General features: G+C 70.4%; 23 protein-coding genes. 19 read left to right on the top strand and 4 right to left on the bottom strand.

The genetic code is table 11. The annotated features are described in order from the left end of the window. Nucleotides 1-100: 100 nt before the first annotated feature. The 3 genes from GNX95_RS37955 to rplI all read left to right on the top strand — a co-directional run bounded on the left by GNX95_RS37955 (nt 101) and on the right by rplI (nt 1,385). Nucleotides 101-619: a single-stranded DNA-binding protein gene (locus GNX95_RS37955; RefSeq protein WP_163512618.1), complete on the top strand. Its 519-nt coding sequence runs from the start codon at nt 101-103 to the stop codon at nt 617-619. 70 nt (nt 620-689) lie between these two features. Next, nucleotides 690-926 carry a 30S ribosomal protein S18 gene (rpsR, locus tag GNX95_RS37950; protein ID WP_163512617.1) on the top strand — a complete coding sequence of 79 codons (237 nt, stop codon included), beginning with the start codon at nt 690-692 and terminating at the stop codon, nt 924-926. Between the two features lie 12 nt (nt 927-938). Continuing rightward, complete coding sequence (gene rplI / locus GNX95_RS37945) at nt 939-1,385, top strand: 50S ribosomal protein L9 (RefSeq protein ID WP_163512616.1); 447 nt, start codon at nt 939-941, stop codon at nt 1,383-1,385. A 75-nt stretch (nt 1,386-1,460) separates the two neighbouring features. Here rplI and GNX95_RS37940 read toward each other — a convergent pair whose 3' ends face one another. Then, nucleotides 1,461-1,895 (bottom strand): 50S ribosomal protein L7/L12, encoded by a 435-nt coding sequence (locus tag GNX95_RS37940; protein WP_163512615.1) that lies wholly within the window; start codon nt 1,893-1,895, stop codon nt 1,461-1,463. A gap of 4 nt (nt 1,896-1,899) precedes the next feature. Further along, nucleotides 1,900-2,760 carry a LysR family transcriptional regulator gene (locus GNX95_RS37935; protein ID WP_163512614.1) on the bottom strand — a complete coding sequence of 287 codons (861 nt, stop codon included), beginning with the start codon at nt 2,758-2,760 and terminating at the stop codon, nt 1,900-1,902. Between the two features lie 75 nt (nt 2,761-2,835). On the opposite strand from GNX95_RS37935, the gene GNX95_RS37930 reads away from it, so the two are divergent. From GNX95_RS37930 to GNX95_RS37900, 7 genes are all read left to right on the top strand, one after another. Then, a complete protein-coding gene (locus GNX95_RS37930) occupies nt 2,836-3,768 on the top strand; it encodes a threonine ammonia-lyase (RefSeq protein WP_163512613.1) in 933 nt (310 codons plus the stop codon). Nucleotides 3,769-4,167: 399 nt separating this feature from the next. Continuing rightward, nucleotides 4,168-5,535: a replicative DNA helicase gene (dnaB, locus tag GNX95_RS37925; protein WP_163512612.1), complete on the top strand. Its 1,368-nt coding sequence runs from the start codon at nt 4,168-4,170 to the stop codon at nt 5,533-5,535. A 236-nt stretch (nt 5,536-5,771) separates the two neighbouring features. Beyond that, nucleotides 5,772-6,491 (top strand): hypothetical protein, encoded by a 720-nt coding sequence (locus GNX95_RS37920; protein WP_163512611.1) that lies wholly within the window; start codon nt 5,772-5,774, stop codon nt 6,489-6,491. 130 nt (nt 6,492-6,621) lie between these two features. After that, nucleotides 6,622-10,920: a beta strand repeat-containing protein gene (locus tag GNX95_RS37915; protein ID WP_163512610.1), complete on the top strand. Its 4,299-nt coding sequence runs from the start codon at nt 6,622-6,624 to the stop codon at nt 10,918-10,920. A gap of 93 nt (nt 10,921-11,013) precedes the next feature. After that, nucleotides 11,014-11,679, top strand: a complete 666-nt coding sequence (locus GNX95_RS37910; protein ID WP_163512609.1) for a class I SAM-dependent methyltransferase — start codon at nt 11,014-11,016, stop codon at nt 11,677-11,679. Between the two features lie 247 nt (nt 11,680-11,926). Further along, on the top strand, nt 11,927-12,796 hold the full coding sequence (locus GNX95_RS37905; RefSeq protein ID WP_163512608.1) for a hypothetical protein: 870 nt from the start codon (nt 11,927-11,929) through the stop codon (nt 12,794-12,796). Nucleotides 12,797-12,913: 117 nt separating this feature from the next. After that, on the top strand, nt 12,914-14,956 hold the full coding sequence (locus GNX95_RS37900; RefSeq protein WP_163512607.1) for a chaplin family protein: 2,043 nt from the start codon (nt 12,914-12,916) through the stop codon (nt 14,954-14,956). Between the two features lie 83 nt (nt 14,957-15,039). Here GNX95_RS37900 and GNX95_RS37895 read toward each other — a convergent pair whose 3' ends face one another. After that, on the bottom strand, nt 15,040-15,279 hold the full coding sequence (locus GNX95_RS37895) for a hypothetical protein (RefSeq protein ID WP_163512606.1): 240 nt from the start codon (nt 15,277-15,279) through the stop codon (nt 15,040-15,042). Nucleotides 15,280-15,373: 94 nt separating this feature from the next. Here GNX95_RS37895 and GNX95_RS37890 point away from each other — a divergent pair, with 94 nt between their 5' ends. From GNX95_RS37890 to GNX95_RS37850, 9 genes are all read left to right on the top strand, one after another. Beyond that, nucleotides 15,374-15,769: a tRNA-binding protein gene (locus GNX95_RS37890; RefSeq protein WP_163512605.1), complete on the top strand. Its 396-nt coding sequence runs from the start codon at nt 15,374-15,376 to the stop codon at nt 15,767-15,769. A 48-nt stretch (nt 15,770-15,817) separates the two neighbouring features. Next, a complete protein-coding gene (locus GNX95_RS37885; protein ID WP_163512604.1) occupies nt 15,818-16,231 on the top strand; it encodes a TOBE domain-containing protein in 414 nt (137 codons plus the stop codon). Beyond that, complete coding sequence (gene modA, locus GNX95_RS37880) at nt 16,228-17,007, top strand: molybdate ABC transporter substrate-binding protein (protein WP_163512603.1); 780 nt, start codon at nt 16,228-16,230, stop codon at nt 17,005-17,007. Before GNX95_RS37885 ends, modA begins: the two co-directional genes overlap by 4 nt. Nucleotides 17,008-17,035: 28 nt before the next feature. Continuing rightward, a complete protein-coding gene (locus GNX95_RS37875; protein ID WP_163512602.1) occupies nt 17,036-17,794 on the top strand; it encodes an ABC transporter permease in 759 nt (252 codons plus the stop codon). Continuing rightward, nucleotides 17,791-18,840: a sulfate/molybdate ABC transporter ATP-binding protein gene (locus tag GNX95_RS37870; protein WP_163512601.1), complete on the top strand. Its 1,050-nt coding sequence runs from the start codon at nt 17,791-17,793 to the stop codon at nt 18,838-18,840. The genes GNX95_RS37875 and GNX95_RS37870 overlap by 4 nt, the downstream gene beginning before the upstream one ends. 49 nt (nt 18,841-18,889) lie before the next feature. Beyond that, nucleotides 18,890-19,165, top strand: a complete 276-nt coding sequence (locus tag GNX95_RS37865; RefSeq protein WP_163512600.1) for a hypothetical protein — start codon at nt 18,890-18,892, stop codon at nt 19,163-19,165. Between the two features lie 67 nt (nt 19,166-19,232). After that, entirely contained in the window at nt 19,233-19,700 is a 468-nt protein-coding gene (gene moaC / locus GNX95_RS37860; protein ID WP_163512599.1) for a cyclic pyranopterin monophosphate synthase MoaC, read from the top strand. Continuing rightward, nucleotides 19,697-20,170: a MogA/MoaB family molybdenum cofactor biosynthesis protein gene (locus tag GNX95_RS37855; protein WP_163512598.1), complete on the top strand. Its 474-nt coding sequence runs from the start codon at nt 19,697-19,699 to the stop codon at nt 20,168-20,170. Before moaC ends, GNX95_RS37855 begins: the two co-directional genes overlap by 4 nt. Continuing rightward, the gene (locus GNX95_RS37850) at nt 20,170-20,589 is read left to right on the top strand and encodes a molybdenum cofactor biosynthesis protein MoaE (RefSeq protein WP_163512597.1); all 420 of its coding nucleotides are present in this window, start codon (nt 20,170-20,172) and stop codon (nt 20,587-20,589) included. Before GNX95_RS37855 ends, GNX95_RS37850 begins: the two co-directional genes overlap by 1 nt. Here the strand turns inward: GNX95_RS37850 and GNX95_RS37845 are convergent. Next, nucleotides 20,576-21,040, bottom strand: a complete 465-nt coding sequence (locus tag GNX95_RS37845; protein WP_246281911.1) for a GNAT family N-acetyltransferase — start codon at nt 21,038-21,040, stop codon at nt 20,576-20,578. The genes GNX95_RS37850 and GNX95_RS37845 overlap by 14 nt on opposite strands. Nucleotides 21,041-21,121 lie beyond the last annotated feature (81 nt).

Raw genomic sequence — 21,121 nt, 5'->3', positions numbered from 1 at the left:
CCGCGACTCACCACCCGGCCTTCGACGAAACTGTCGTACACAGGCGGGATGGTAGATCGCATAGACGCGAAGACGAGCGCGCGCACGAGGAGGACCTGACATGGCAGGCGAAACTGTTATCACCGTCGTCGGCAACCTGACCGAGGACCCGGAGCTGCGGTTCACCCCGAGTGGGGCCGCCGTGGCCAACTTCACCGTCGCGTCCACCCCGCGGATGTTCGACCGGCAGACCAACGAGTGGAAGGACGGCGACGCGCTGTTCCTGCGCTGCTCGATCTGGCGGCAGGCGGCCGAGAACGTGGCGGAGTCGCTGTCCCGCGGCACCCGGGTGATCGTGCAGGGCCGGCTCAAGCAGCGGTCGTACGAGACGGCTCAGGGTGAGAAGCGGACCGTGGTGGAGTGCGAGGTCGACGAGATCGGCCCGTCCCTGCGTTACGCGACGACCAAGGTGAGCAAGACCAGCCGCTCGGGTTCGTCCGGCGGCGGCTATGGCTCCGGCGGTGGCGGCGGTCAGTCGCGGCCGGCCCCGAGCGACGACCCGTGGGCCTCGGCCACCCCGGCGGCCGCGCCGGCCGGTGGCGGCGGCGGTGGCGGCTACTCCGAAGAGCCGCCTTTCTAATCGACAGCTGATTTTCCCGCGCCGCCCGGCGGACACACCGGCGGCGCGGCGCATGGTGAAAGAGGAACACATGGCGAAGCCACCGGTGCGGAAGCCGAAGAAAAAGGCGAACCCGCTCGACAAGGACAAGATCACCTACATCGACTACAAGGACACCGCGCTGCTGCGGAAGTTCATCTCCGACCGCGGCAAGATCCGTGCACGCCGGGTCACCGGGGTGACCAGCCAGCAGCAGCGGCAGGTGGCCAAGGCGATCAAGAACGCGCGGGAGATGGCCCTGCTGCCATACTCCAGCACCGCGCGGTAAGGGGAGGTTGACGTGAAGCTCATCCTCACCACCGACGTGACCGGCCTCGGTGCGCCTGGCGACATCGTCGAGGTCAAGGACGGCTACGGCCGCAACTACCTGATGCCGCGCGGCCTCGCGATCGCCTGGACCAAGGGCGGCGAGAAGCAGGTCGCGACCATCAAGCGGGCCCGCAAGATCCGCGAGGTGCGCGACCTCGGCCACGCGCAGGAGATCAAGGCGCAGCTCGACGGCCTGGACGTCAAGCTCGCGGCGCGCGCCGGCAAGGGTGGCCGGCTGTTCGGCTCGATCACCTCGGTCGACGTGGTCAACGCGGTGCGCCGCGCCGGCGGCCCCGACCTGGACCGCCGCAAGGTCGAGCTGGCCCGGGCCATCAAGGCCACCGGCAAGCACGACGTACACGTGCGCATCCACCCGGACGTCGAGACCACCCTCACCCTCGAGGTCGTCGCCGAGTAGCAGCTCGCAATCGCCGACAGGCCCGGACGCCATCCCGCGTCCGGGCCTTCGCTTGTCTAGGGTGAAGGCCGCGGTCTAGTCGAGTGAACGTACGAAGCGCTCGGCGTCGGCCAGGCCCATGCCGGTTTCGTCGGCGACCAGCTGGACGGCCTCCATGTCCCGGCCGGCGGCGCGGAGCTCGCGTACGCGCCGCGCCAGGTCTGGTTTCCGCTCCGACGCCTGACCACCACGCGACGGCGGCTGATGGCCGGCCTCCATCGCGTCCGCGAGCCTCTTGGCGTCGGCGAGGCCGAGTCCGGTCGCCTCGCGCAGCTGCTTGATCGCCAGGATCTTCTGGCCGCGAGCCAGGCTGGCCCTGATCTCCACGAGCGTGTCCGGGCCGATCGGCACCTGGTGAATCGGCCCGGCCGCGGGCCGCGCCGGGATCCGGCCGGAGGCCCGCGCCACAGCGAGCGCGATGAGGAAGAACACCACAGCACAAACGCCGATCAGGACGTACGGCCACCACATGCGCTCAGCCTACGGCCGCCAGCGCCTGCAGAGCCGCCGTCGTCGCCGGTGGGTCCGGCGGCTGGCCGTAGACGGCGGCGAACACCTGCCGCCGTTGACCCGGCAGCTCGCACACTCGTACGCCTGGATGCCGCACGGCACGCAGCGCCAGCTCCGGCAGCGTGGCGACACCGAGGCCAGCGGCGACCAGGTTCTGCACGGCCACATAGTCGTCGGTGGTGTAGGCGATCCGCGGCGCGAACCCCGTCCGCGTGCACTCCCGCACCAGGTGCTGCCGGCAGCGCTCGCAGCCGGCGATCCACTCAGCGTCCGCGTATGCGGTCAGCTCGGAGCCGGTGTCGTCGACCGGCGTGACCAGGAAGATCTTCTCGGTCAGGACCGGCGTGAGCCGCAGGTCAGGCTCGTCGATCGGCCGGTGGTCGAACGCGACGGCGATCTCGACCTCGCCGCCGCGCAGCAGCTGCAGCGCTTCTGGCGGCTCGGCGGCGACCAGCGTCAGCTCGATGCCGGGATGGCGTTGGCGAAAGGACGCCATCGCCTGCGGCACGAACGTGCCGGCGGCGGACGGGAAAGCGGCCATCCGGACCCGGCCGGAGTGCAGGCCGGACAGCTCCGCCAGCTCGGCCTCCGCCGCGTCGAGCCGGCCGAGGATCTCCTCGGCGCGCTCGGCCAGCCGGCGGCCGGCCTCGGTGAGCCGGATGCCACGACCGACGCGCTGCGTGAGCACGGCGCCGGTCTCGGCCTCGAGCCGCGCGAGGTGATGGCTGACGGACGGCTGGCCATAGTGCAGCGCCTGAGCCGCAGCGGTCACCGATCCGTGCCGCGCGACCGCCGCCAACACGCGCAGCCGCGTCACATCCAACATGTATCGATCGTATCGATAGGTTTATCGGCCATCTGGCATTGGACGCATAGGTGGTGCGGCCGCGACGCTCGAGGCATGCCGACTTTCGCAGACGTAGTCGCCGCCGCCGACCGGATCGCCGGTCACCTGCCACAGACGCCGATGTGGTCCTATCCGCTGCTGGACGCGGCGGTCGGCGCGGACGTGCTGGTCAAGCAGGAGAACACGCAGCCGGTCGGCGCGTTCAAGGTGCGCGGCGGCATCAACCTGATGGCGGAGCTGTCCGGCGGCGTGTGTACGTACTCGACCGGCAACCACGCGCTGTCCATCGCCTACGCCGCACGGCTGGCCGGCAACGCCTGCACAGTCGTGATGCCGGCGAACCCCAACCCCGACAAGCTGGCGGCGGTCGAGGCACTTGGCGCGCGTGTCGTCCTCGCCGACGGCCGGATGGAGGAGGCCCAGCGGCTCGCCGGTGAGCTGGCCGAGCGCGACGGCCTGCGGCTGGTGAGCCCGGCCAACGAGCCGGCGCTGATCGCCGGCGTGGCCACCGCGTACGCGGAGATCCTGCGCGCCGAGCCCGAGCTGGACGCGATCTTCGTGCCGGTCGGCAGCGGCACCGGGGCCGCCGGCGCGGTGCTGGCGGCGGCCGAGCTGGCCCCCGCCTGTCAGATCATTGCCGTCCAGTCGGCCGCCGCACCGGCGGCGTACGCGTCGTGGCTGGCTGGTGAGTGCGTCAGCCGGCCAAACCGTACCGACGTGGACGGCCTGGCCACCGGTCGCGGTTTCGAGCTGCCGCAGCGGCTGATCGCCGGCCGGCTGGCCGACTTCCTGCTGGTGTCCGACGCGGACATCCGCGCCGCGCAGCGGCTGATGCTGTCCGCGACGCACCTGCTCGCCGAAGGTGCCGGAGCGGCCGCGCTGGCCGGCTTGCTGGGCGTACGCGACAAGTTCGCCGGCAAGCGGGTCGCGGTGGTCTGCACCGGCGGCAACGCGAGCTCGGCCGAGCTACGCGCGCTGCTCGGCTAGCGGAGAAATCTTTCTTCTATCCCCAGCTGGTGGATGTCGTTCCCGCAGCAAGACCGACGTCTGTGACGAGTAGTTCACAGGTTTTCCACAATCCGGCGCACACACTGTCCACAGGGTGGTAGCTGGTTATCCACAAGCTGTGCACCGACACGTCCACAGGGTGGTTCGCCGCCGGCTGGCGCAGCCCGTAACGTCGGCAGCTCTGCCTTCGGTGGTGCTCCGTGCGCGCGCGACAGGTGATGCTGTTCGTACACATGTACGATATCGTGTGAGAGCATCACCGGCCGCCGGTGCTGTGTGCCGGAGGAGTGGACAACGTGGTCGGATCAGCGGGGTAAGGGAGCGGCTCAAGTGTCGGTGCAGGCGGTTCCGGCCGGACGGTCCGATGACGATCGGCCGATGGGAGGATCGCCGCAGCTGGCCGGCGTGCCGGAGTTCGACCGCACGCCGCCGCAGGACATCGCCGCGGAGCAGAGCGTGCTCGGCGGCATGCTGCTGAGCAAGGACGCGATCGCCGACGTGGTCGAGATCCTCCGGGACAGCGACTTCTACCGGCCGGCGCACGCGATCATCTTCGAGGCGATCCTCGACCTGTACGGCCGCGGCGAGCCGGCCGACCCGATCACCGTCTCGGCCGCGCTGACCGAGTCCGGCGAGCTGCCGCGGGTCGGCGGCGTCGGCTATCTGCACACCCTGATCGCCAGCGTGCCGACCGCCGCCAACGCCGGCTATTACGCACGGATCGTGGCCGAGCGCGCGGTGCTGCGCCGGCTGATCGAGGCCGGCACGCGGATCGCGCAGCTCGGCTATTCCGGCACGGTCGGCTCCGGTCGCGACGTCGACGACGTGGTGGATCTGGCGCAGCAGGCGGTCTACGAGGTGACCGAGCGGCGTACGTCCGAGGACTACACGATCCTCGAGGAGCTGCTGCAGCCGGCGATGGACGAGATCGAGGCCATCGGCGCGCACGGTGACGTGATGAGCGGCGTGCCGACCGGCTTCGTCGACCTGGACCGGCTCACCAACGGCTTCCACGCCGGCCAGTTGATCATCGTCGCCGGCCGGCCGGGCCTGGGCAAGTCGACGGCGGGCCTGGACTGGGTGCGGTCCTGCTCGGTGCGTAACCACCTGACCTCGGTCATCTTCTCGCTGGAGATGTCCAAGATCGAGATCGTGATGCGGCTGCTCTCGGCCGAGGCCAGGGTGCCGTTGCACGCGTTGCGGTCCGGTCAGCTGTCCGAGGACGACTGGACCAAGCTGGCCCGGCAGATGGGTGACATCTCCGAGGCGCCGCTCTACATCGACGACTCGCCCAACATGACGCTGATGGAGATCCGGGCCAAGGCGCGGCGGCTCAAGCAGCGGCACGACCTGCGCTTCATCCTGGTCGACTACCTGCAGCTGATGAGCTCGCCGAAGCGGGTGGAGAGCCGGCAGCAGGAGGTCTCCGAGCTGTCCCGTGGCCTCAAGCTGATGGCCAAGGAGCTGGAGGTGCCGGTGGTGGCGGTCTCGCAGCTCAACCGTGGTCCCGAGCAGCGTACGGACAAGCGTCCGCAGCTGTCCGATCTACGTGAGTCCGGATCGATCGAGCAGGACGCCGACATGGTGATCCTGCTGCACCGCGACGACTACTACGAGAAGGAGTCGCCGCGCGCCGGCGAGGCCGACTTCATCGTGGCCAAACACCGTAACGGACCGACCGACACGATCACGGTCGCCTTCCAGGGCCACTTCAGCCGGTTCGTGGACATGTCCACCGGCGGCTGATCGGACCCGGCTTCGCGACACGCCGATGGGAAGAAAACCGGCAAATTCGGTCGCGCCAACTGACGGCGCGACCGTACGCCCGGTGTCGTCGCAGGTCACGCCGGGTGATCCCGGCAATCCGGACATGCGCTGCGATATGTCTGCTTCCTCCCGCCACGCCGGACACGCGGTGATCTGAGTTGTATTCGGTGGATCGCCGAGATACGTTGCGACGCGTCGTCAGTACAGGGAGTCAGGTGGACAACGTGGTCGCACTCGACGAAGGCCGGTCCGGCCTCGTTGGTGGGTGTCCGCGTGCCATCACCCGGCTGGCGATCGTCCTCGGCCTCGCGATCGGCGGCTGGCTCGCGTTGACGCTGCTCAGCAGTGCCGCGCACGCCGACAGCATCGCCGACCTGACCGATCACGCCGCCAGCCGTACGACCGCGAGCGCGCCGGTGCGCGCGCTGGACCAGCTGGTCGATCTCAAGGACGCCGACGACACGGCGGTCGACCGTCCGCTCACCTCGGTGACGGCCACCGTCGGCAAGGTGGTCAAGCCGGTCGGCGAGACCGTCGGCCTGGTGACCTCGTCGCTGCCGGCTCTCGACCTGGCGCCGGCGAAGGCGGCCATTCCGGTGCACACCGGACACGCCAAGCACCACATCACCGTGGTGACGCATCACGCGCAGCCCGCCCCGCGGGTCGCGCTGCCGGTCGCCATCGCGCCACAGCAGCCGCGTACGACCGCGCCGATCTCCCTGCCCGCTCCGCAGCCGGCCAGCTCCGGCCTGCCGGACCTGGCACCGAGCACCGCTCCGGTCGGTGCCGCGCACTCCGGTGCGGGCACGGCAGTCGTGGCGATGCCGGCCCAGCGGCCCGAGGTGGCCGCTCCGGCCGGCTTGGCGCAGCCGCGTCCGGCCGGCTCCTGGCGAGTGCGCAACGCCGCGCTCGACCCGTCGGTCTCACCCGACTAGAACCCCCTCTCTCCGCACTCCGCGACTTCCGATCGTCGCCGCCGCACTGGCGTGGGTGCGGCCGGTCTTGGGGTCGCATCCGGAAGTGATTCCGGTCCAAGACACAGTGAGAGAAGGGGTTCAGCACTCCATGAACAAGTGGGTACGTCGGTCGCTGGAAGCGGCGATCCTGACGGCCGGATTTGTCGTGGTAGGCGCCGGAGCCGCACATGCCGCCGAGGTCGGCGGCAGTGACGGCACCGCGAGCGGTCCCTCCGTGCAGCAGGCAGCGCCTGCGCTCGGAGACGTGACCGGCTCGCTCGCGCAGACCAGCGATCTGGTCAGCAACACTGTTCACGTAGTCGCTCCGCAGGCGCCGGCCACGCCAGCACTGCCGAGCACTCACACATCAGCCAAGCACGCGCACAAGTCGGCGCCGGTGACCAAGGCCGCGCCGAGCAACACCGCGCCGTCGTACGCGCAGTACATGCCGCAGTCGGCTCAGGACGCCATCGACCGTGCCGGCCAGCCAGTGCCGATCAGCGCTCCGGCGCCGCGGCAGGCCAGCCCGCTGGCCGGCCTGAGCGACCGGCTGCCGACCAAGGACCTGCCGGTCCGCGGACCGGTTGGCGTGCTGCGTCCGGAGGACCTGCCGCTCAGCACCGCGGTGGTGCCGACCGACACCGGTCTGCTCCGTCCGGTGCAGGGCGTACTCGTCGACAACCGGCCGGCCGCGCTGCCCAAGGACGGACTGCCGACCGGCGGTCTGCCGGCGCTGCCGACCGGCCTTGGCGGTCTCCCCGACCCGAGCGCGGTGCTCACCGGCCTGCAGGGCCTGAGCATGGCCGGGCTGGCACTGCCGACCGGCCTGCCGACGCAGGGCCTGCCGGCGCTGCCGAGCGGTGGACTTCCCGAGCTGCCGGTCGGCACCGGGATCCTGCCTAACGACAAGCCGATGCACACCATGGCCTCGCCGGTCGCCACCTCGCTGCCGCTGGGCTCGCTGCCGGGTCTGCCCGCCCTGCCGAAGGTCATCCCGGGGATGCCTGGCCTGCCTGGCCTGAGCGGGATGCCGGGCCTGGCCGGCCTGGACGCGCTGGGTCACGCGCCGACGCCGCAGCAGCTGACCGGTGGCATCACCACCATCGGCAACAAGGCGCCGGAGTTCGCCGACGCGGTCCGCTACGTGCAGACGCCGAAGGCCAAGCCGATGCCGGCTCGCGAAGGCACGCTGGTCGAGCCGGGGACGGGTGGCCTGCCGGTTGGCCTGGCCGCCGGCACCGGTGCGACCAACGCCGCCGATGCGATGGACAATGGCCTGCCGGGCATGCTCGGCCTGGTCAGCGGGTACGTCGTCGTACCGACGCAGACCGGTCACGAGATCGAGATCCTGGATGCCGGGTTCTCCCCCGACTCGCACGTCGGCGCGGACCCCTCTTCCGGCATCCTGGGCAACTGGAACACGCCGTTCCACGGCACCGCGCTGGCCATCGACTCCGGTCGCGGCGTCCAGCAGGGAACTGTTGAGCAGACCCCGACCACCGCTGGCGGCACCCGGCTGCTCGGCGCGTGGAACGTGCCGATCGCGCTCAACGGCGCCACCATCGACTCCGGCAACGACGTGCAGAACGGCAACGTCACCCAGGGCGAAGGCGGCGGCTCCGGCCTGTTCAGCGTCGTCAACTCGCCGATCTCGGCCAACGGCGCGGCCGTCCACACCGGCAACCACGCGCAGAACGGTGACGTGACCCAGGTCGCGGCCACCGACACGCAGGGCTCCACCTTCCGGCTGATCGACAACTGGAACGTGCCGCTCAACGGCCAGGGCCTGGACGTCGACAACGGCAACGTCACCCAGAACGGCGCCGTGTCACAGAGCCTCGCCGACACCAGCACCGGGTCGATCCTGACCGGCGGCGGCAACGTGAGCATGCCGATCAACGGCAGCGGCATGTCGTTCGACTCGCACAACGTCACGCAGAACGGTGACGTCACGCAGAACGACGCGGCCAACTCGTCCAACTCGGTCGTCACGATCGTGGACAACGCCAACACTCCGGTGACCGGGTCCGGCCAGGCCGGCGACATCGGCAACGTGGCGCAGAACGGCAACGTCACGCAGAACAACGTGCACTCCGCCGGCGCCGGCTCGTACGGCTCGGTGGTCACCGGTGCGCGCAACTGGCGGATCCCGGTCGACGGTGCCGGCCAGGCCGGCGTGGTCGGCAACGGGTCGCAGAACGGCGACGTGTGGCAGTCCGACACCGCGACCAGCGGCACCGGCTCGTACGTCTCGGTCGTCGACAACGCGATCGTCGAAGGTGCGGGCGCCGGCCAGGCCGGTGTCGTCGCCAACGGCGCGCAGAACGGCGACATCAAGCAGAGCAACACCACTCAGGGCACCACGCACGCGATGGCCTACGACGGCAGCGGCTCCGGCCCGATCGGTGGCGGCAGCGGGTCCGGCCCGATGGGCGGCGACGGAGCCGGTTCCAGCATCCACGGTGCGAAGAACCTGGTCTTCGAGGTCTCCGGCGCGGGTCAGGCCGGCGACATCGGCAACGGTGTGCAGAACGGTGACCGTACGCAGCGCGACACCAACAGCGCCGGCGCCGGCGAGACCGTCAGCGTCGCCGACAACGCCATCATCCACGGCGTTGGCGCCGGCCAGGCCGGCATCATCGGCAACGGGTCGCAGAACGGCGACGTGAAGCAGACCAACCACTCCACCGTTGAGGGGTCGACCGGGCCGGCAGGCGCGGCCGGGTGGGGCGGCTTCGGCCAGGTCTTCCGCAACCTGGACCTGCGCGCCAACGGCGCCGGCCAGGCCGGCGGGATCGGCAACGGTTCGCAGAACATGACCGTCACGCAGTCCGACGAGCAGCACCAGCCAGGTGCGTTCATCACCGGCGCGGACAACGCCAACCTCCTCGGGGTCGGCGCTGGCCAGGCCGGCGTGGTCGGCAACGGCGTCCAGAACGGTGGCGTCAAGCAGCACAACGAGGGTGGCCACGGCGCGACCACCAAGAACGGCGCGGCGCGGATGGCCGGCGGTGCGACCACCGGCGGCGGCGACGTGTGGGGCTGGGGCTCGGCCATCCAGCTGTTCCGCAACGTCAACCTGCTCGCCGCGGGTGCCGGCCAGGCCGGTGACATCGCCAACGGCGCGCAGAACCAGTACGTGACGCAGTCCGACGTGATGGACCAGCCCGGCTCGTTCATCAACGGCGCCGACAACGCCAACCTGGCCGCCAACGGCGCTGGTCAGGCCGGCGTGGTCGGCAACGGCTCGCAGAACGGCACGGTCAAGCAGCAGAACGCCGGTGGCCCCGGACAGCTGCACGGCATGCAGGCGTACGGCTGGGGATCGGCGATCTCGCTGTTCCGCAACGTCAACCTGCCGGTGATCGGCCAGGGCCAGGGCGGCGTGACCGGCAACGGTTCGCAGAACGCCAACGTCAGCCAGCTGGACGCCTCGGACAACCCGGGCTCGGTCGTGCGGATCGCGGACAACGCGCGTACGCCGGTGATCGGCCAGGGCCAGGGTGGCCTGCAGGGCAACGGCTCGCAGAACGGCAGCACCTCGCAGGTCTACACCGCCGACGGCGGCCTGCTGACCCCGGACGGCGCGGCGACCGGCTTCGGCTCGGTGGTGCGGGCGTTCGGCAACTGGGACGTGCCGCTGAACGGCTCCGGCCAGGCGATCGAGGGTGGCAACGGTTCGCAGAACTCCAACGTCACCCAGGTCGACGCGCCGACCGTGAATGGCGCGAGCTTCGGTCTGACCGACAACCTGAACGCGCCGATCAACGGCCAGGGCTGGGCTGTCTTCAACGACGACGGCAGCCAGAACGGCAACGTCACGCAGGCGCACGCCGGTGACAAGGGCTACGGGCTGGACAGCACCCTGCTGGGCCACAACGTCCGTACGCCGATCGAGGCGGCCGGGATCGCGGCGCTGACCGGACACGGCTCGCAGAACAGCAACACCGACCAGGTCAACGTCGGCAACGGCTCCAACGACACCAAGCTCGCCGGCAACTGGGAGCTGCCGATCAACGCCAATGGGCTGATGATCCTCACCGGCAACGGTGTGCAGAACCTCGACACCAGCTTCGTCAACGCGGACCCGACCACGAACCACACCGGGTTCCCGGGCTTCAAGATCGACGACAACGCGCACGACTGGTTCATCGGCGACGGCATCACCTTCCTGCACCAGGACCCGACGCCGGGCCACAGTGCTCCGGTGGCCGAGGGCTTGCCCGGCATCGGCGGCGCGCCGCTGATCCCGGACGTGCCGGAGCTGCCGACGCTGCAGGAGGCCACTTCGGGTGACGCGACCGGCGGATCCGCCTCCGGCGCCGCCTCGGGTGCCACTTCGGCGCTGCAGGACGGACCGGTCAGCCTCGGCGGGCTGCCCTCGGTGGGCCAGCTGCCACTGGGCTGACCACCCGCTCATAACTGAATAACGCAAAGAGGCCGGACCCGAGCAGCGTCGCTCGGGTCCGGTCTTTCGTGTGCGGGTCGGTACGTTGGAGAAATGACAGCGACACGGCGCGATCGACAGTCCGGCGGCAACGCGATGGCGCTCTTCGCCGCCGAGTTCGTACGCAACTTCCACACCACCGGAGCGATCGCGCCGAGCGGCCAGGCACTGGCCCGCGAGCTGTGCCGGCATCTGCACAGCGCTCCGTCGGACGGCCCACGGCGGCTGCTTGAGGTCGGACCGGGCACCGGCGCGGTGACCCGGCGGATCGCGGCCAGGATGCGGCCCGGCGACACGCTCGACCTGGTGGAGGCCAACCCGAAGTTCGTGGCCTGGATGACCGACCTGCTGCGTACGGACCCGCGGCTACGCCGAGTAGCCGACCGGGTCCGCATCCTCCCCGGCCTGGTGCAGGAGATCGAGCTGCCGACCGGCTATCACGCGGTTGTCTGCGGCCTCCCCTTCACCAACTTCGACGCGGAGACCGTGTCCGGCATTCTGGACATTCTGCTCGGTGCACTCGACCCGAAGGCACGGCTCTCGTTCTTCACGTACGCGGCGTTGCGGCGGGTCAAGCTGCTGACCAGCCGAGAGCGGGAATATGTCCGGATGATCCGGGTCGAGGCGGTCGTCGCGGATCGTATGGAAAGCCACCAAACCGACCGCGAGCTGGTGCTGGCCAACATTCCGCCGGCATGGGTTTATCACCTTCACGCATAATTTCCGATTCGGTGTAATGCCTCGGTTTGCGGTGTTTTGAAGTGGCATAAGCCGGACATCTCTGGCAGTCTGTGGGCTGGATTCGTCGCCGCGACACTCCCGAGAGTTCATGTCGTGTTTGGCGCGTCCGCGACGCACTTGGTAGCTTCCCTCCAGCGCTCACTGGGAGTGAGACCAAGAGCACTACAGGTCAGTGATCGGGGCGAATGTGATCGACGGCAACGGAGCCACTCGTATCGGTGACGATGTGAGCGCGTCCGCTATGCGGCGATCCACCCGTCTTGTTCTCCGGCTGGCGTTGCTCGGTCTCTTCGCGGTCTGCGCGTGGCTGTTCGCCTCAGCGTCCGCGGCGCAGGCGCACACAGTCGACGATGCGCGCACCAATCCCACCGGCCTGACGCCTGACCGACCGGTCACGGTGAGTCAGGCCGTGGCGGCTATCCAGACGGCCGCACAGGCGCATCACGCGGCGCTGGCCGGAGACCGGCCGGCGCACCAGTCCCGACCCGCGACCGGCACCGGCAACCAGCCGGCCACTCCGGCGCGTACGCTCGCCGACCAGATCCGTACGGCGGTCGACAAACCGGAGACCGCGCCGGTACGCGACCTGGTCGATGCTGTCCTCGGCCCGAAGTCCCCGCTCGCGCCGGTCGTCGACCTGCTGCCCCGGATCGGCGGCCGCCTCGGCGGCGACGATCCGCTGCCGCTGCCGATCGTCCGGCATCCCATCGGACTGCTTCCGGGCCCTCCCGTGGTCGCCGTGCCTCCGCCGGCGTCCGCGGTCACGCCGCCTCCTGCCCTCACCCCCGGCAACCGGTTCCCGGACTGGGCGCAGCCGCGGCAGCAGGCACAGCGGTTGCATCACGGCATGACGCCGGCAGCCGCCTACGGCGCGACCGGTCACCTTCCGCCGGCCCCCTACTGGCCGGCCGGAAAACCGGACGCACTGCCGTGCGCCACTGGCGCGGGCGCGTCGGGGCTGTCGGCCCCGACCACCGTGGCGACTGTCGCCGGCGGGTTCACGCCGGCCGATCTGATCCCTGTCAGGGTCGACGCCGACGGGCTCGCCCCACATCGTCCGTACGGTTCAGCGAAACCGTCGGTCTCCCCCGACTAGATCGCCGCGTCCCGGACGTGGCGGATCCGCAGCGCTGCGGATCTCACCGCCATACCTGGCGCACGTCCGACGCCGAGTAGTTGTCATCCGCACCACCCGATCTCAGAGGAGAGGTCTGTGAACATCTGGTTACGTCGCTCCCTGCAGGGCCTGATCCTGACCGGTGGCTTCGTCGTCATGGGTGCCGCCGCGGCACACGCCGACGAGTCCGCCGCGAAGGCCGCGCCGTCGCTCCCGATAACCCACGCGATCAACCTGCCGACCGCGCAGCAGGCGACTCAGGTCGTCCACAACGTGCTGCCCAAGGCCAAGCCGCAGCCGCACCGCAACGCCTCCAAGGCCGGCGGTAAGACCAGCGGCGTGGGCTCCCTGCTCGGCGGCAACGTCGTGCAGGCGCCGGTGAACGCCCCGGTCACCGTCTCCGGTAACTCGGTCGCCGTGCTCGGCAAGGCCTTCAGCCACAGCGGCGGTGCCACCGGCGGTGCCGGCGGCGCCAGCGCCGACGCCACGACCGACGGCAGCCACTCGATCGGTGGCGGCAACGTCGTGCAGGCGCCGGTCAACGCGCCGATCACCATCACCGGCAACGCGATCGGTGGCGACGCCTTCGCCGGCGGCGGTCACCAGAAGCCGATGCCGCTGCCGCACCCGACCACCACGCGCGCCGGTGGCGGCAACGGTGGAGCCAACGCCAACGCGAAGACCGACGGCACCGGCTCGGTGCTCGGCGGCAACGTCGTGCAGGCGCCGGTGAACGCCCCAGTCACCATCTGCGGCAACTCGGTCGCGGTCCTCGGCCTCGCCGCCTCCGGCTGCGACGTGCCAGGCGGTTCCGGTGGTTCCACCGCGTCGTCGAAGACCGACGGACACGGCTCGGTGGCCGGTGGCAATGTCATCCAGGCGCCGGTCAACGCACCGATCACGGTCTGCGGCAACTCGGTGGCGGTGCTCGGCCTGGCCGCCTCCGGCTGTGACACCGGCCACGGCTCCGGCAGCGCGTCGACCGCGTCCAGCAAGACCAACGGAGCTCACTCGGTCGGCGGCGGCAACGCCGTACAGGCTCCGGTGAACGCTCCGATCACCGTGTGCGGCAACTCGGTGGCCGTGCTGGGCAAGGCGTTCGCCGGCTGCGAGGTCGGCGGCAGCGGCGGCTCCGGCTCCGGCTCCGGCCCGCACCTGCAGTCCGGTCCGTCGGCCAGCTCGACCACCAGCGGCAAGGGCTCGGTGCTCGGTGGCAACCAGGTGCAGGCGCCGATCAACGCGCCGGTCACCGCCTGCGGCAACGCCATCGCGGCCCTCGGCAAGGCGTTCGCCGGCTGTGAGGTCGGCAGCGCGAGCGGCGCTGGTACGAAGGCGGCCACCACCGACGGACGCATGTCGGTCGGCGGAGGCAACCAGGTCAACGCTCCGGTGAACGCGCCGGTCAACGTGTGCGGCAACTCGGTCGCCGCACTCGGTACGGCCGGCGCCGGCTGCAAGGTCAGCCAGGGCGCGCCGGCCGGCTCGACCGCTCCGCGTACCGACGGCACCGGCTCGGTGCTCGGCGGCAACCAGGTCAACGCTCCGGTGAACGCGCCGGTCAACGTCTGCGGCAACTCGGTGGCCGTGCTCGGCCGCGCGGCCGCCGGCTGCAAGGTGACCTCGACCAAGCCGGCTCCCGGTACGCCTGGCGGCACCAACGGCGGTGGTTCGGTCGGTGGCGGCAACGTGGTGAACGCCCCGATCAACGCCCCGATCACCGTCTGCGGCAGCGCTGTGGCGGTGCTCGGTCGCGCGGTCGCCAAGTGCGACGTGAAGGTGCCGGCCGCTCCGGGGACCCCCGGTGGCGGTGGCAACACCATCATCAGCGTGCCGATCAACGCTCCGATCACCGCCTGCGGCAACGCGGTGGCCGTGCTCGGCGAGGCTGAGGCGAGCTGCGCCTCGACCACTCCGCCGACCACTCCGCCGACGACGCCTCCCACCACCCCACCGACCACGCCTCCGACGAAGCCGACCGTGCCGGTCGTGCCGATCGTGGGTGGCACCGGCGGTCAGGCTGGCGCGTCGCTGCCGGTGACCGGTACGCCGGTCGGCCTGCTGGCCGGTCTCGGCGCGATGTTCGCTCTGCTCGGCGGTGGCCTGCTCACCGCCACCCGGCGGCGCTTCGGCCGCGGGTAAGGACTCAGGCAGGCAACGGCGCCTGTCCTGACTGAGAAAAGAGGGAGCCCCGGCGGACGCGATCCGCCGGGGCTCCCGGCTGTCTAGGACGCCTGTCGGACGGTGGCGGCGTGGCGTGCGCACGTACGGCAGCCGAGCCGAGGCCGCAGCCCCAGCGCGCCGCGCCGGCGGACCCGTACGCGTGCACCGCAGACGGCGGTGTTGGTCCTGTCGGAGACCGGCACGGCGTGCAGCACGGCATGACCGTCCGCGAACCGCTCCAGGCCGATCATGAATCCGGGTTCGGTCCCGGCCATCGGCGCGATGCTCAACTGTGTGGTCATGTGACCAATGCTCGGCCGGCTTCGTGTCGCCGGGGTTTCGTCGGCATCAATATCTAGTGGCGAGCGACCAGCGCCGACCGTTAAGGATGGTGGCATGGCACAACATCAGATCGATCCGGACACGCTGCCGTACGACCCGGAACGGCTGCCGGCGAAGCCGCCGGTCTCGATCGACACCTTCTTCTCCGTCGACCTGCGGGTCGGCCGGGTCCTTGACGTCGAGGACTTTCCGAAGGCGCGCAAGCCGGCCTGGCGGCTGACCGTCGACTTCGGTCCGCACGTCGGCGTGCTGCGTACGAGCGCGCAGGTGACGAACTATCCGAAGGAAGAGCTGCTCGGCCGTACGGTGGTCGGCGCGGTCAACCTGCCGCCGAAGCGCATCGCCGGCTTCGAGAGCCAGTGCCTGCTGATGGGTGGACTGGCGCCGGACGGCACGGTCACCCTCCTCGAGCTTCCCGGCGAGCTGCCGCCTGGCGCCACCGTCGCCTGATCGATCGGCCGGTTATCCTGCCGCACTTGCGGGTCGTATGGTGTCGCTGTGCCGCAGTTCCGGATTTCCGAAGTCGCCAGCCTGCTCGGCGTCAGCGACGACACCGTACGCCGATGGGCCGAAGCCGGCCGTTTTCCCACCAAACGCGCCGAAAACGGCCGGTTGGTCGTCGAAGGCCGCGACCTGGCCGCCTTCGCGCAGAAGCACGCGCACAGCCCGGAGGTCTCGCAGACTCCGCGCAGCGCGCGTAACACGCTCACCGGCCTGGTCACCAGGGTGATCGTGGACGGTGTGATGGCGCAGGTCGACCTGCAGTGTGGGCCGTTCCGGGTGGTGTCGCTGATGTCCAGGGAGGCGGTCGAGGACCTCGGCCTGGAACCTGGCGTCCTCGCCGTGGCATCAATCAAGGCGACCCAGGTGGTCGTCGAGGTCCCCGACACGTCCAGAGAGTTGGTGACATGAAGGTTCGCATGCTGGCCGCGGTCGCACTGGCCGCGGCGCTCGCTGGCTGCGGTGGTGGTACGCCGGCCAGCTCGTCCTCGTCCAGCGGCGCGGCCAGCCACAGGATCACCGTGTTCGCCGCCGCCTCGTTGACCGAGTCGTTCCGTAAGATCGGCGCCAACTTCGAGAAAGCCAACGCGGGCACCAAGGTGACCTTCAACTTCGGCGCGTCCTCGACGCTGGCGACGCAGATCAATCAGGGTGCGCCGGCTGACGTGTTCGCGGCGGCCAGCACCTCGACGATGAACACCGTCGTGAAGGCCGGCAACAACGCCGGCGCGGCGACGCCGTTTCTCACCAACAGCCTGCAAATCGTGGTGCCCAAAGGAAATCCGGCGCACGTCACCGGCCTGAAAGACTTTGCCGACCCGAAGAAAAAGACGGTGTTGTGTGCCGAGGAGGTCCCCTGCGGCGCGCTCGCCAAACAGGTCTTCGACGCCGCGAAGATCGCCCCGAAGCCGGTCGACCGTGGCACGGACGTGAAGGCGGTGCTGCAGAAGGTCGCGCTCGGCGAGGCGGACGCGGCGCTGGTCTACAAGACCGACGTGCTCGCCGCTGGGGGCAAGGTGCAGGGCATCGACTTCCCCGAGTCGTCGAGCAAGGTGACCACCTATCCGATCTGCGGCCTCAAGGCGTCCAAGGACGCGGCGACCGCCAAGGCCTTCGTGGCGTACGTGTTGTCCGCGGACGGCCGGAAGGTGCTGGAGGCCGCCGGTTTTGGCCCCGCGAGGAAATGACCACGGTGGCGCGGCCGCGCCACGGCTGATGCTCCTGCCAGCCGCGATCGCGGTCGCGTTCCTGGTCTTCCCGCTGGTCGGCCTGCTGGTCAGGGCGCCGTGGACGCAGGCGCCGCGGCTGCTGGCCAACTCCGAGGTGTTGCAGGCGCTGCAGTTGTCCGTCGTGACGGCCACCGCGTCGACGGTCATCTGCCTGGTCGTCGGCGTGCCGCTGGCCTGGCTGCTCGCTCGTCCCGGCTGGCCAGGGCGCAGCGTCGTACGCGCCCTGGTCACCGTGCCGCTGGTGCTGCCGCCGGTGGTCGGTGGCGTCGCGCTGTTCACTGTCCTCGGCCGTACGGGCCTGCTCGGCCGGCCGCTCTTCCAGCTGACCGGATTCTCGTTGCCGTTCAGCTCCGCCGCGGTCGTCGTCGCGCAGTCGTTCGTCGCGTTGCCATTCCTGGTTTTGTCGGTCGAAGGCGCGTTGCGTGCGGCGGATCGCCGCTTCGAGGATGCCGCCGCCACGCTCGGCGCGAGTCCGTGGCGCGTGTTCTTACGGGTGACTTTGCCTTTGGTGGCGCCAGGAATCGCCGCCGGCACGGTGTTGTCGTGGGCTCGCGCGCTCGGTGAGTTTGGCGCGACGATCACCTTCGCCGGCAATTTTCCCGGTACGACAAGGACAATGCCGCTGCAGGTCTATCTGGAGCTGGAGACCAATCCGGACGCCGCCTTGTTGCTGTCCGTCGTGCTCCTCGGAGTTTCCTTGCTGGTGCTCGGATTGTTGCGCGAGCAGTGGGTGAGCCGGCTGTGAGCCTGTCGGCGCGGATCGCCGTACGCCGCGGCACGTTCCAGCTGGACATCGAGTTGACCGCGGCGGCTGGTGAGGTGGTGGCGTTGCTCGGACCCAACGGCGCCGGCAAGTCCACCGCGTTACGCACGATCGCCGGCCTGCTCCGGCTGGACTCCGGCCGGATCGAGCTGGACGGCGACGTGCTCGACGACGCCGGCGTACGGCTGCCGCCGCATCGCCGGCGGATCGGCGTGGTTTTCCAGGACTACCTGCTTTTTCCGCATCTGAGCGCGGTGGACAACGTGGCGTTCGGGCCGCGCAGCCAGGGCGTGCCGAAGGCGGACGCGCGGCGGATCGCGGCCGGCTGGCTCGACCGGGTCGGCGTCGGCGAGCACGCGCATGCGAAGCCGCGCGATCTGTCCGGCGGCCAGGCACAGCGTGTTGCGCTGGCTCGCGCACTGGCGACCGAGCCAGGCCTGCTGCTGCTCGACGAGCCGCTTGCCGCTCTCGACGCGCGTACGCGGGTGCAGGTGCGCGGCGAGCTGCGCCGGCACCTCGCGTCCTTCGACCGCCCGGCGATCGTCGTGACGCACGATCCGCTCGACGCGATCGTGCTCGCCGACCGGCTCGTGGTGATCGAGGACGGCCGGGTGGTGCAGTCTGGATCGCCGGCCGAGGTGACCCGGCGGCCGCGTACGGACTATGTCGCGCGGCTGGTCGGCCTCAACCTGGTGCGCGGCCGGCTGGCCGCCGACCGGGTCGTCGTCGATGGCGCGGAGCTGGTCGTACAACCGCCGACTATGAAGACGGGCGAGGTTTTCGCGTGCTTCCGGCCATCGGCCGTCGCGCTCTATCGCGAACGGCCGCAGGGCAGTCCGCGCAATGTGTGGAAGGCCACGGTGACCGGTCTCGAGCCGACCGCCGACGGCGTACGCGTCGACCTGGCCGGTCCGCTGGCCGCGACCTCCGACGTGACCGCAGCCGCGATCGCCGAGCTGGATCTCGTGCCCGGCAGCGTGGTGTGGGTGTCACTGAAGGCGACCGAGGTCGAGGTTTACCCAGCTTGAGCCGGACGTCGGAATGTAGCTGTGGCCGGGCTGTGTGATTATCGCTGGCATGAGTCGAATGAAACAGTGGATCGGCCGCCTCTCCGCGGCGGTGACCGGAGCGATCCTCGCGGTGATGTTGCCGGTGGCGGCCTGGGCGCAGGCCACGCCCGGGGTGAAGGAGGCCGTCGAGGTCGGCGGCATCCTGGCGAAATACCGGCCGCGGTCGCGCAGCAGCGGCGGCGGCATCGGGCTGATCGGCGGTGGCATCATCTGCTGCCTGATCGTGGTGGCCGGGATCGTCGTGCTGGTGGTCTTCCTGGTGCGGCGCAATAGCTCCAACTAGACAAAGGTCCGAGCGCGTACGGCCCACCGCCTGCTGGCTGGCAGCGGTGGGCCGTACGCTTTCGGTGATGAGCGAGTTGAGCCACGTCGACGCCACCGGTGCGGCCCGGATGGTCGACGTTTCCGGCAAGGACGTGACCGCACGCACCGCGACCGCGACCGGGGTCGTACGGACCACCGCCGAGGTGGTCGCTCTGGTGCGCGCCGAGGGCCTGCCGAAGGGTGACGCGCTGGGGACGGCGCGGATCGCCGGCATCATGGCCGCCAAGCGGACTCCGGACCTGATCCCGCTCTGCCATCCGATCGCCATCCACGGTGTGACGGTGGAAGTGGAGCCGGCCGAGTCGGACATCGCGATCACCGCGACCGTACGGACGGCTGACCGCACCGGAGTCGAGATGGAGGCGCTGACCGCGGTCACGGTCGCCGGCCTGACATTGATCGACATGATCAAGGCCGTCGACCCGCGCGCTGTGATCGACGCCGTACGGGTGGAGACCAAGACCGGCGGCAAGACCGGCGAGTGGCACCGATGAGCTTCACCGCACGCGTGATCGTCGCGTCCAACCGTGCCGCGGCCGGCGTCTACGCCGACACGTCAGGTCCGCTGCTCGTCGAGGGTTTGCGGTCGCTCGGTGCCGAGGTCGGCGAGCCGGTGGTCGTGCCTGACGGCGAGCCGGTCGGTGACGCGTTGCGCGCGGCGATCGCCGACGGCGTCGACGTGGTGTTGACGTCCGGCGGCACCGGTTGTACACCGACGGACCACACGCCGGAGGTGACCCGGCCGCTCATCGACCGCGAGGTGCCGGGGATCGCCGAGGCGCTGCGGCACCGCTCGGCCGACCGGGTGCCGCACTCGATCCTGTCCCGTGGCCTGGCCGGGATCGCCGGTCGTACGCTGGTGGTCAACCTGGCCGGCTCGAAAGGCGCGGCCAAGGACGGCCTGGCGGTGCTCGGCCCGATCCTGTCCCACGCCGTCGACCAGATCCACGGAGGCGACCACTGATGCCGGTGATCATCGCGGAGGTGTCCGACCAGCCGCTGGACGTGGCGGCGCACGAGTCCGCCGTCGGCGGTCCGCGCGCCGGCGCGGTCGTCTCGTTTGTCGGGGTCGTACGCGATCACGACGGCGGCCGGTCGGTGGCCGAGCTGGAATACACCTCGCATCCGTCGGCCGCGCAACGGCTCGCCGACGTGGCCGCTGCCATCGCCGCCGAGCCGGACGTGCTGGCTGTCGCGGTGAGCCACCGCATCGGCATGCTGAAGATCGGCGACGCCGCGCTGGTCGCCGCGGTCGCCTGCGCACACCGCGCCGAGGCCTTCGCCGCCTGCGCGCGGCTGGTCGACGAGGTCAAGGCCCAGATCCCGGTGTGGAAGCGACAGGTGTTCGCCGACGGCACCGAGGAATGGGTCAACTCGGCGTGAGGCTGCGCTCGTAGCAGATCGACAGCGTCGACCCCACGTAGCTGCCGAACAGCGGGATCTTCTCGTAGCCTTCGCGCTGGTAGAACCGTTGTGCGTCTGGCTGTGCGGTGCCGGTCTCGATCCGTACGGTGTGCCAGCCGCGCTCGAGCGCCGCGCCTTCCAGCGCGCGCAGGATGGCGGTCGCGACACCGCTGCCACGGGCCGCCGGCTCGACATACATGCGCTTGACCTCGACAGATGTCTCGTCCAGCGGCCGCAACGCGCCGCATGCGATGGCTTCGCCGGAGTCGTCGACGGCCACCAGGAACACCGCGATGTCCGCCTCCGAGGGCATCGGTCCGGGCTCGTGGTCGTCGAAGCCATAGCGCGCGTCCAGCTCCACGCGCTGCAGACGCCGCAGCTCCGCGCCGGCCGGGTCGTCCCAGGCACGAGGTTGGATCGTCCAGGTCACCGTGCCATCTTCCCGTACGCCAAATCGAACGAGTTGATTACATACGTCCGCCGGCGCCGGCCGGGACGAGCGTTGATCATG

Source organism: Fodinicola acaciae (assembly GCF_010993745.1).
Taxonomy (GTDB): Bacteria; Actinomycetota; Actinomycetes; order Mycobacteriales; family HKI-0501; genus Fodinicola; species Fodinicola acaciae.
This window is presented reverse-complemented; position numbering and strand designations above follow the sequence as displayed.

Coding starts and splice junctions, on each gene's coding strand:
- GNX95_RS37910 (WP_163512609.1), top strand. CDS start 11,014: ATGACAGCGACACGGCGCGATCGACAGTCCGGCGGCAACGCGATGGCG.
- GNX95_RS37940 (WP_163512615.1), bottom strand. CDS start 1,895: ATGTGGTGGCCGTACGTCCTGATCGGCGTTTGTGCTGTGGTGTTCTTC.
- GNX95_RS37955 (WP_163512618.1), top strand. CDS start 101: ATGGCAGGCGAAACTGTTATCACCGTCGTCGGCAACCTGACCGAGGAC.
- GNX95_RS37930 (WP_163512613.1), top strand. CDS start 2,836: ATGCCGACTTTCGCAGACGTAGTCGCCGCCGCCGACCGGATCGCCGGT.
- dnaB (WP_163512612.1), top strand. CDS start 4,168: ATGGGAGGATCGCCGCAGCTGGCCGGCGTGCCGGAGTTCGACCGCACG.
- modA (WP_163512603.1), top strand. CDS start 16,228: ATGAAGGTTCGCATGCTGGCCGCGGTCGCACTGGCCGCGGCGCTCGCT.
- GNX95_RS37890 (WP_163512605.1), top strand. CDS start 15,374: ATGGCACAACATCAGATCGATCCGGACACGCTGCCGTACGACCCGGAA.
- GNX95_RS37935 (WP_163512614.1), bottom strand. CDS start 2,760: ATGTTGGATGTGACGCGGCTGCGCGTGTTGGCGGCGGTCGCGCGGCAC.
- GNX95_RS37875 (WP_163512602.1), top strand. CDS start 17,036: ATGCTCCTGCCAGCCGCGATCGCGGTCGCGTTCCTGGTCTTCCCGCTG.
- GNX95_RS37915 (WP_163512610.1), top strand. CDS start 6,622: ATGAACAAGTGGGTACGTCGGTCGCTGGAAGCGGCGATCCTGACGGCC.
- GNX95_RS37895 (WP_163512606.1), bottom strand. CDS start 15,279: ATGACCACACAGTTGAGCATCGCGCCGATGGCCGGGACCGAACCCGGA.
- moaC (WP_163512599.1), top strand. CDS start 19,233: ATGAGCGAGTTGAGCCACGTCGACGCCACCGGTGCGGCCCGGATGGTC.
- GNX95_RS37850 (WP_163512597.1), top strand. CDS start 20,170: ATGCCGGTGATCATCGCGGAGGTGTCCGACCAGCCGCTGGACGTGGCG.
- GNX95_RS37855 (WP_163512598.1), top strand. CDS start 19,697: ATGAGCTTCACCGCACGCGTGATCGTCGCGTCCAACCGTGCCGCGGCC.
- rpsR (WP_163512617.1), top strand. CDS start 690: ATGGCGAAGCCACCGGTGCGGAAGCCGAAGAAAAAGGCGAACCCGCTC.
- GNX95_RS37865 (WP_163512600.1), top strand. CDS start 18,890: ATGAGTCGAATGAAACAGTGGATCGGCCGCCTCTCCGCGGCGGTGACC.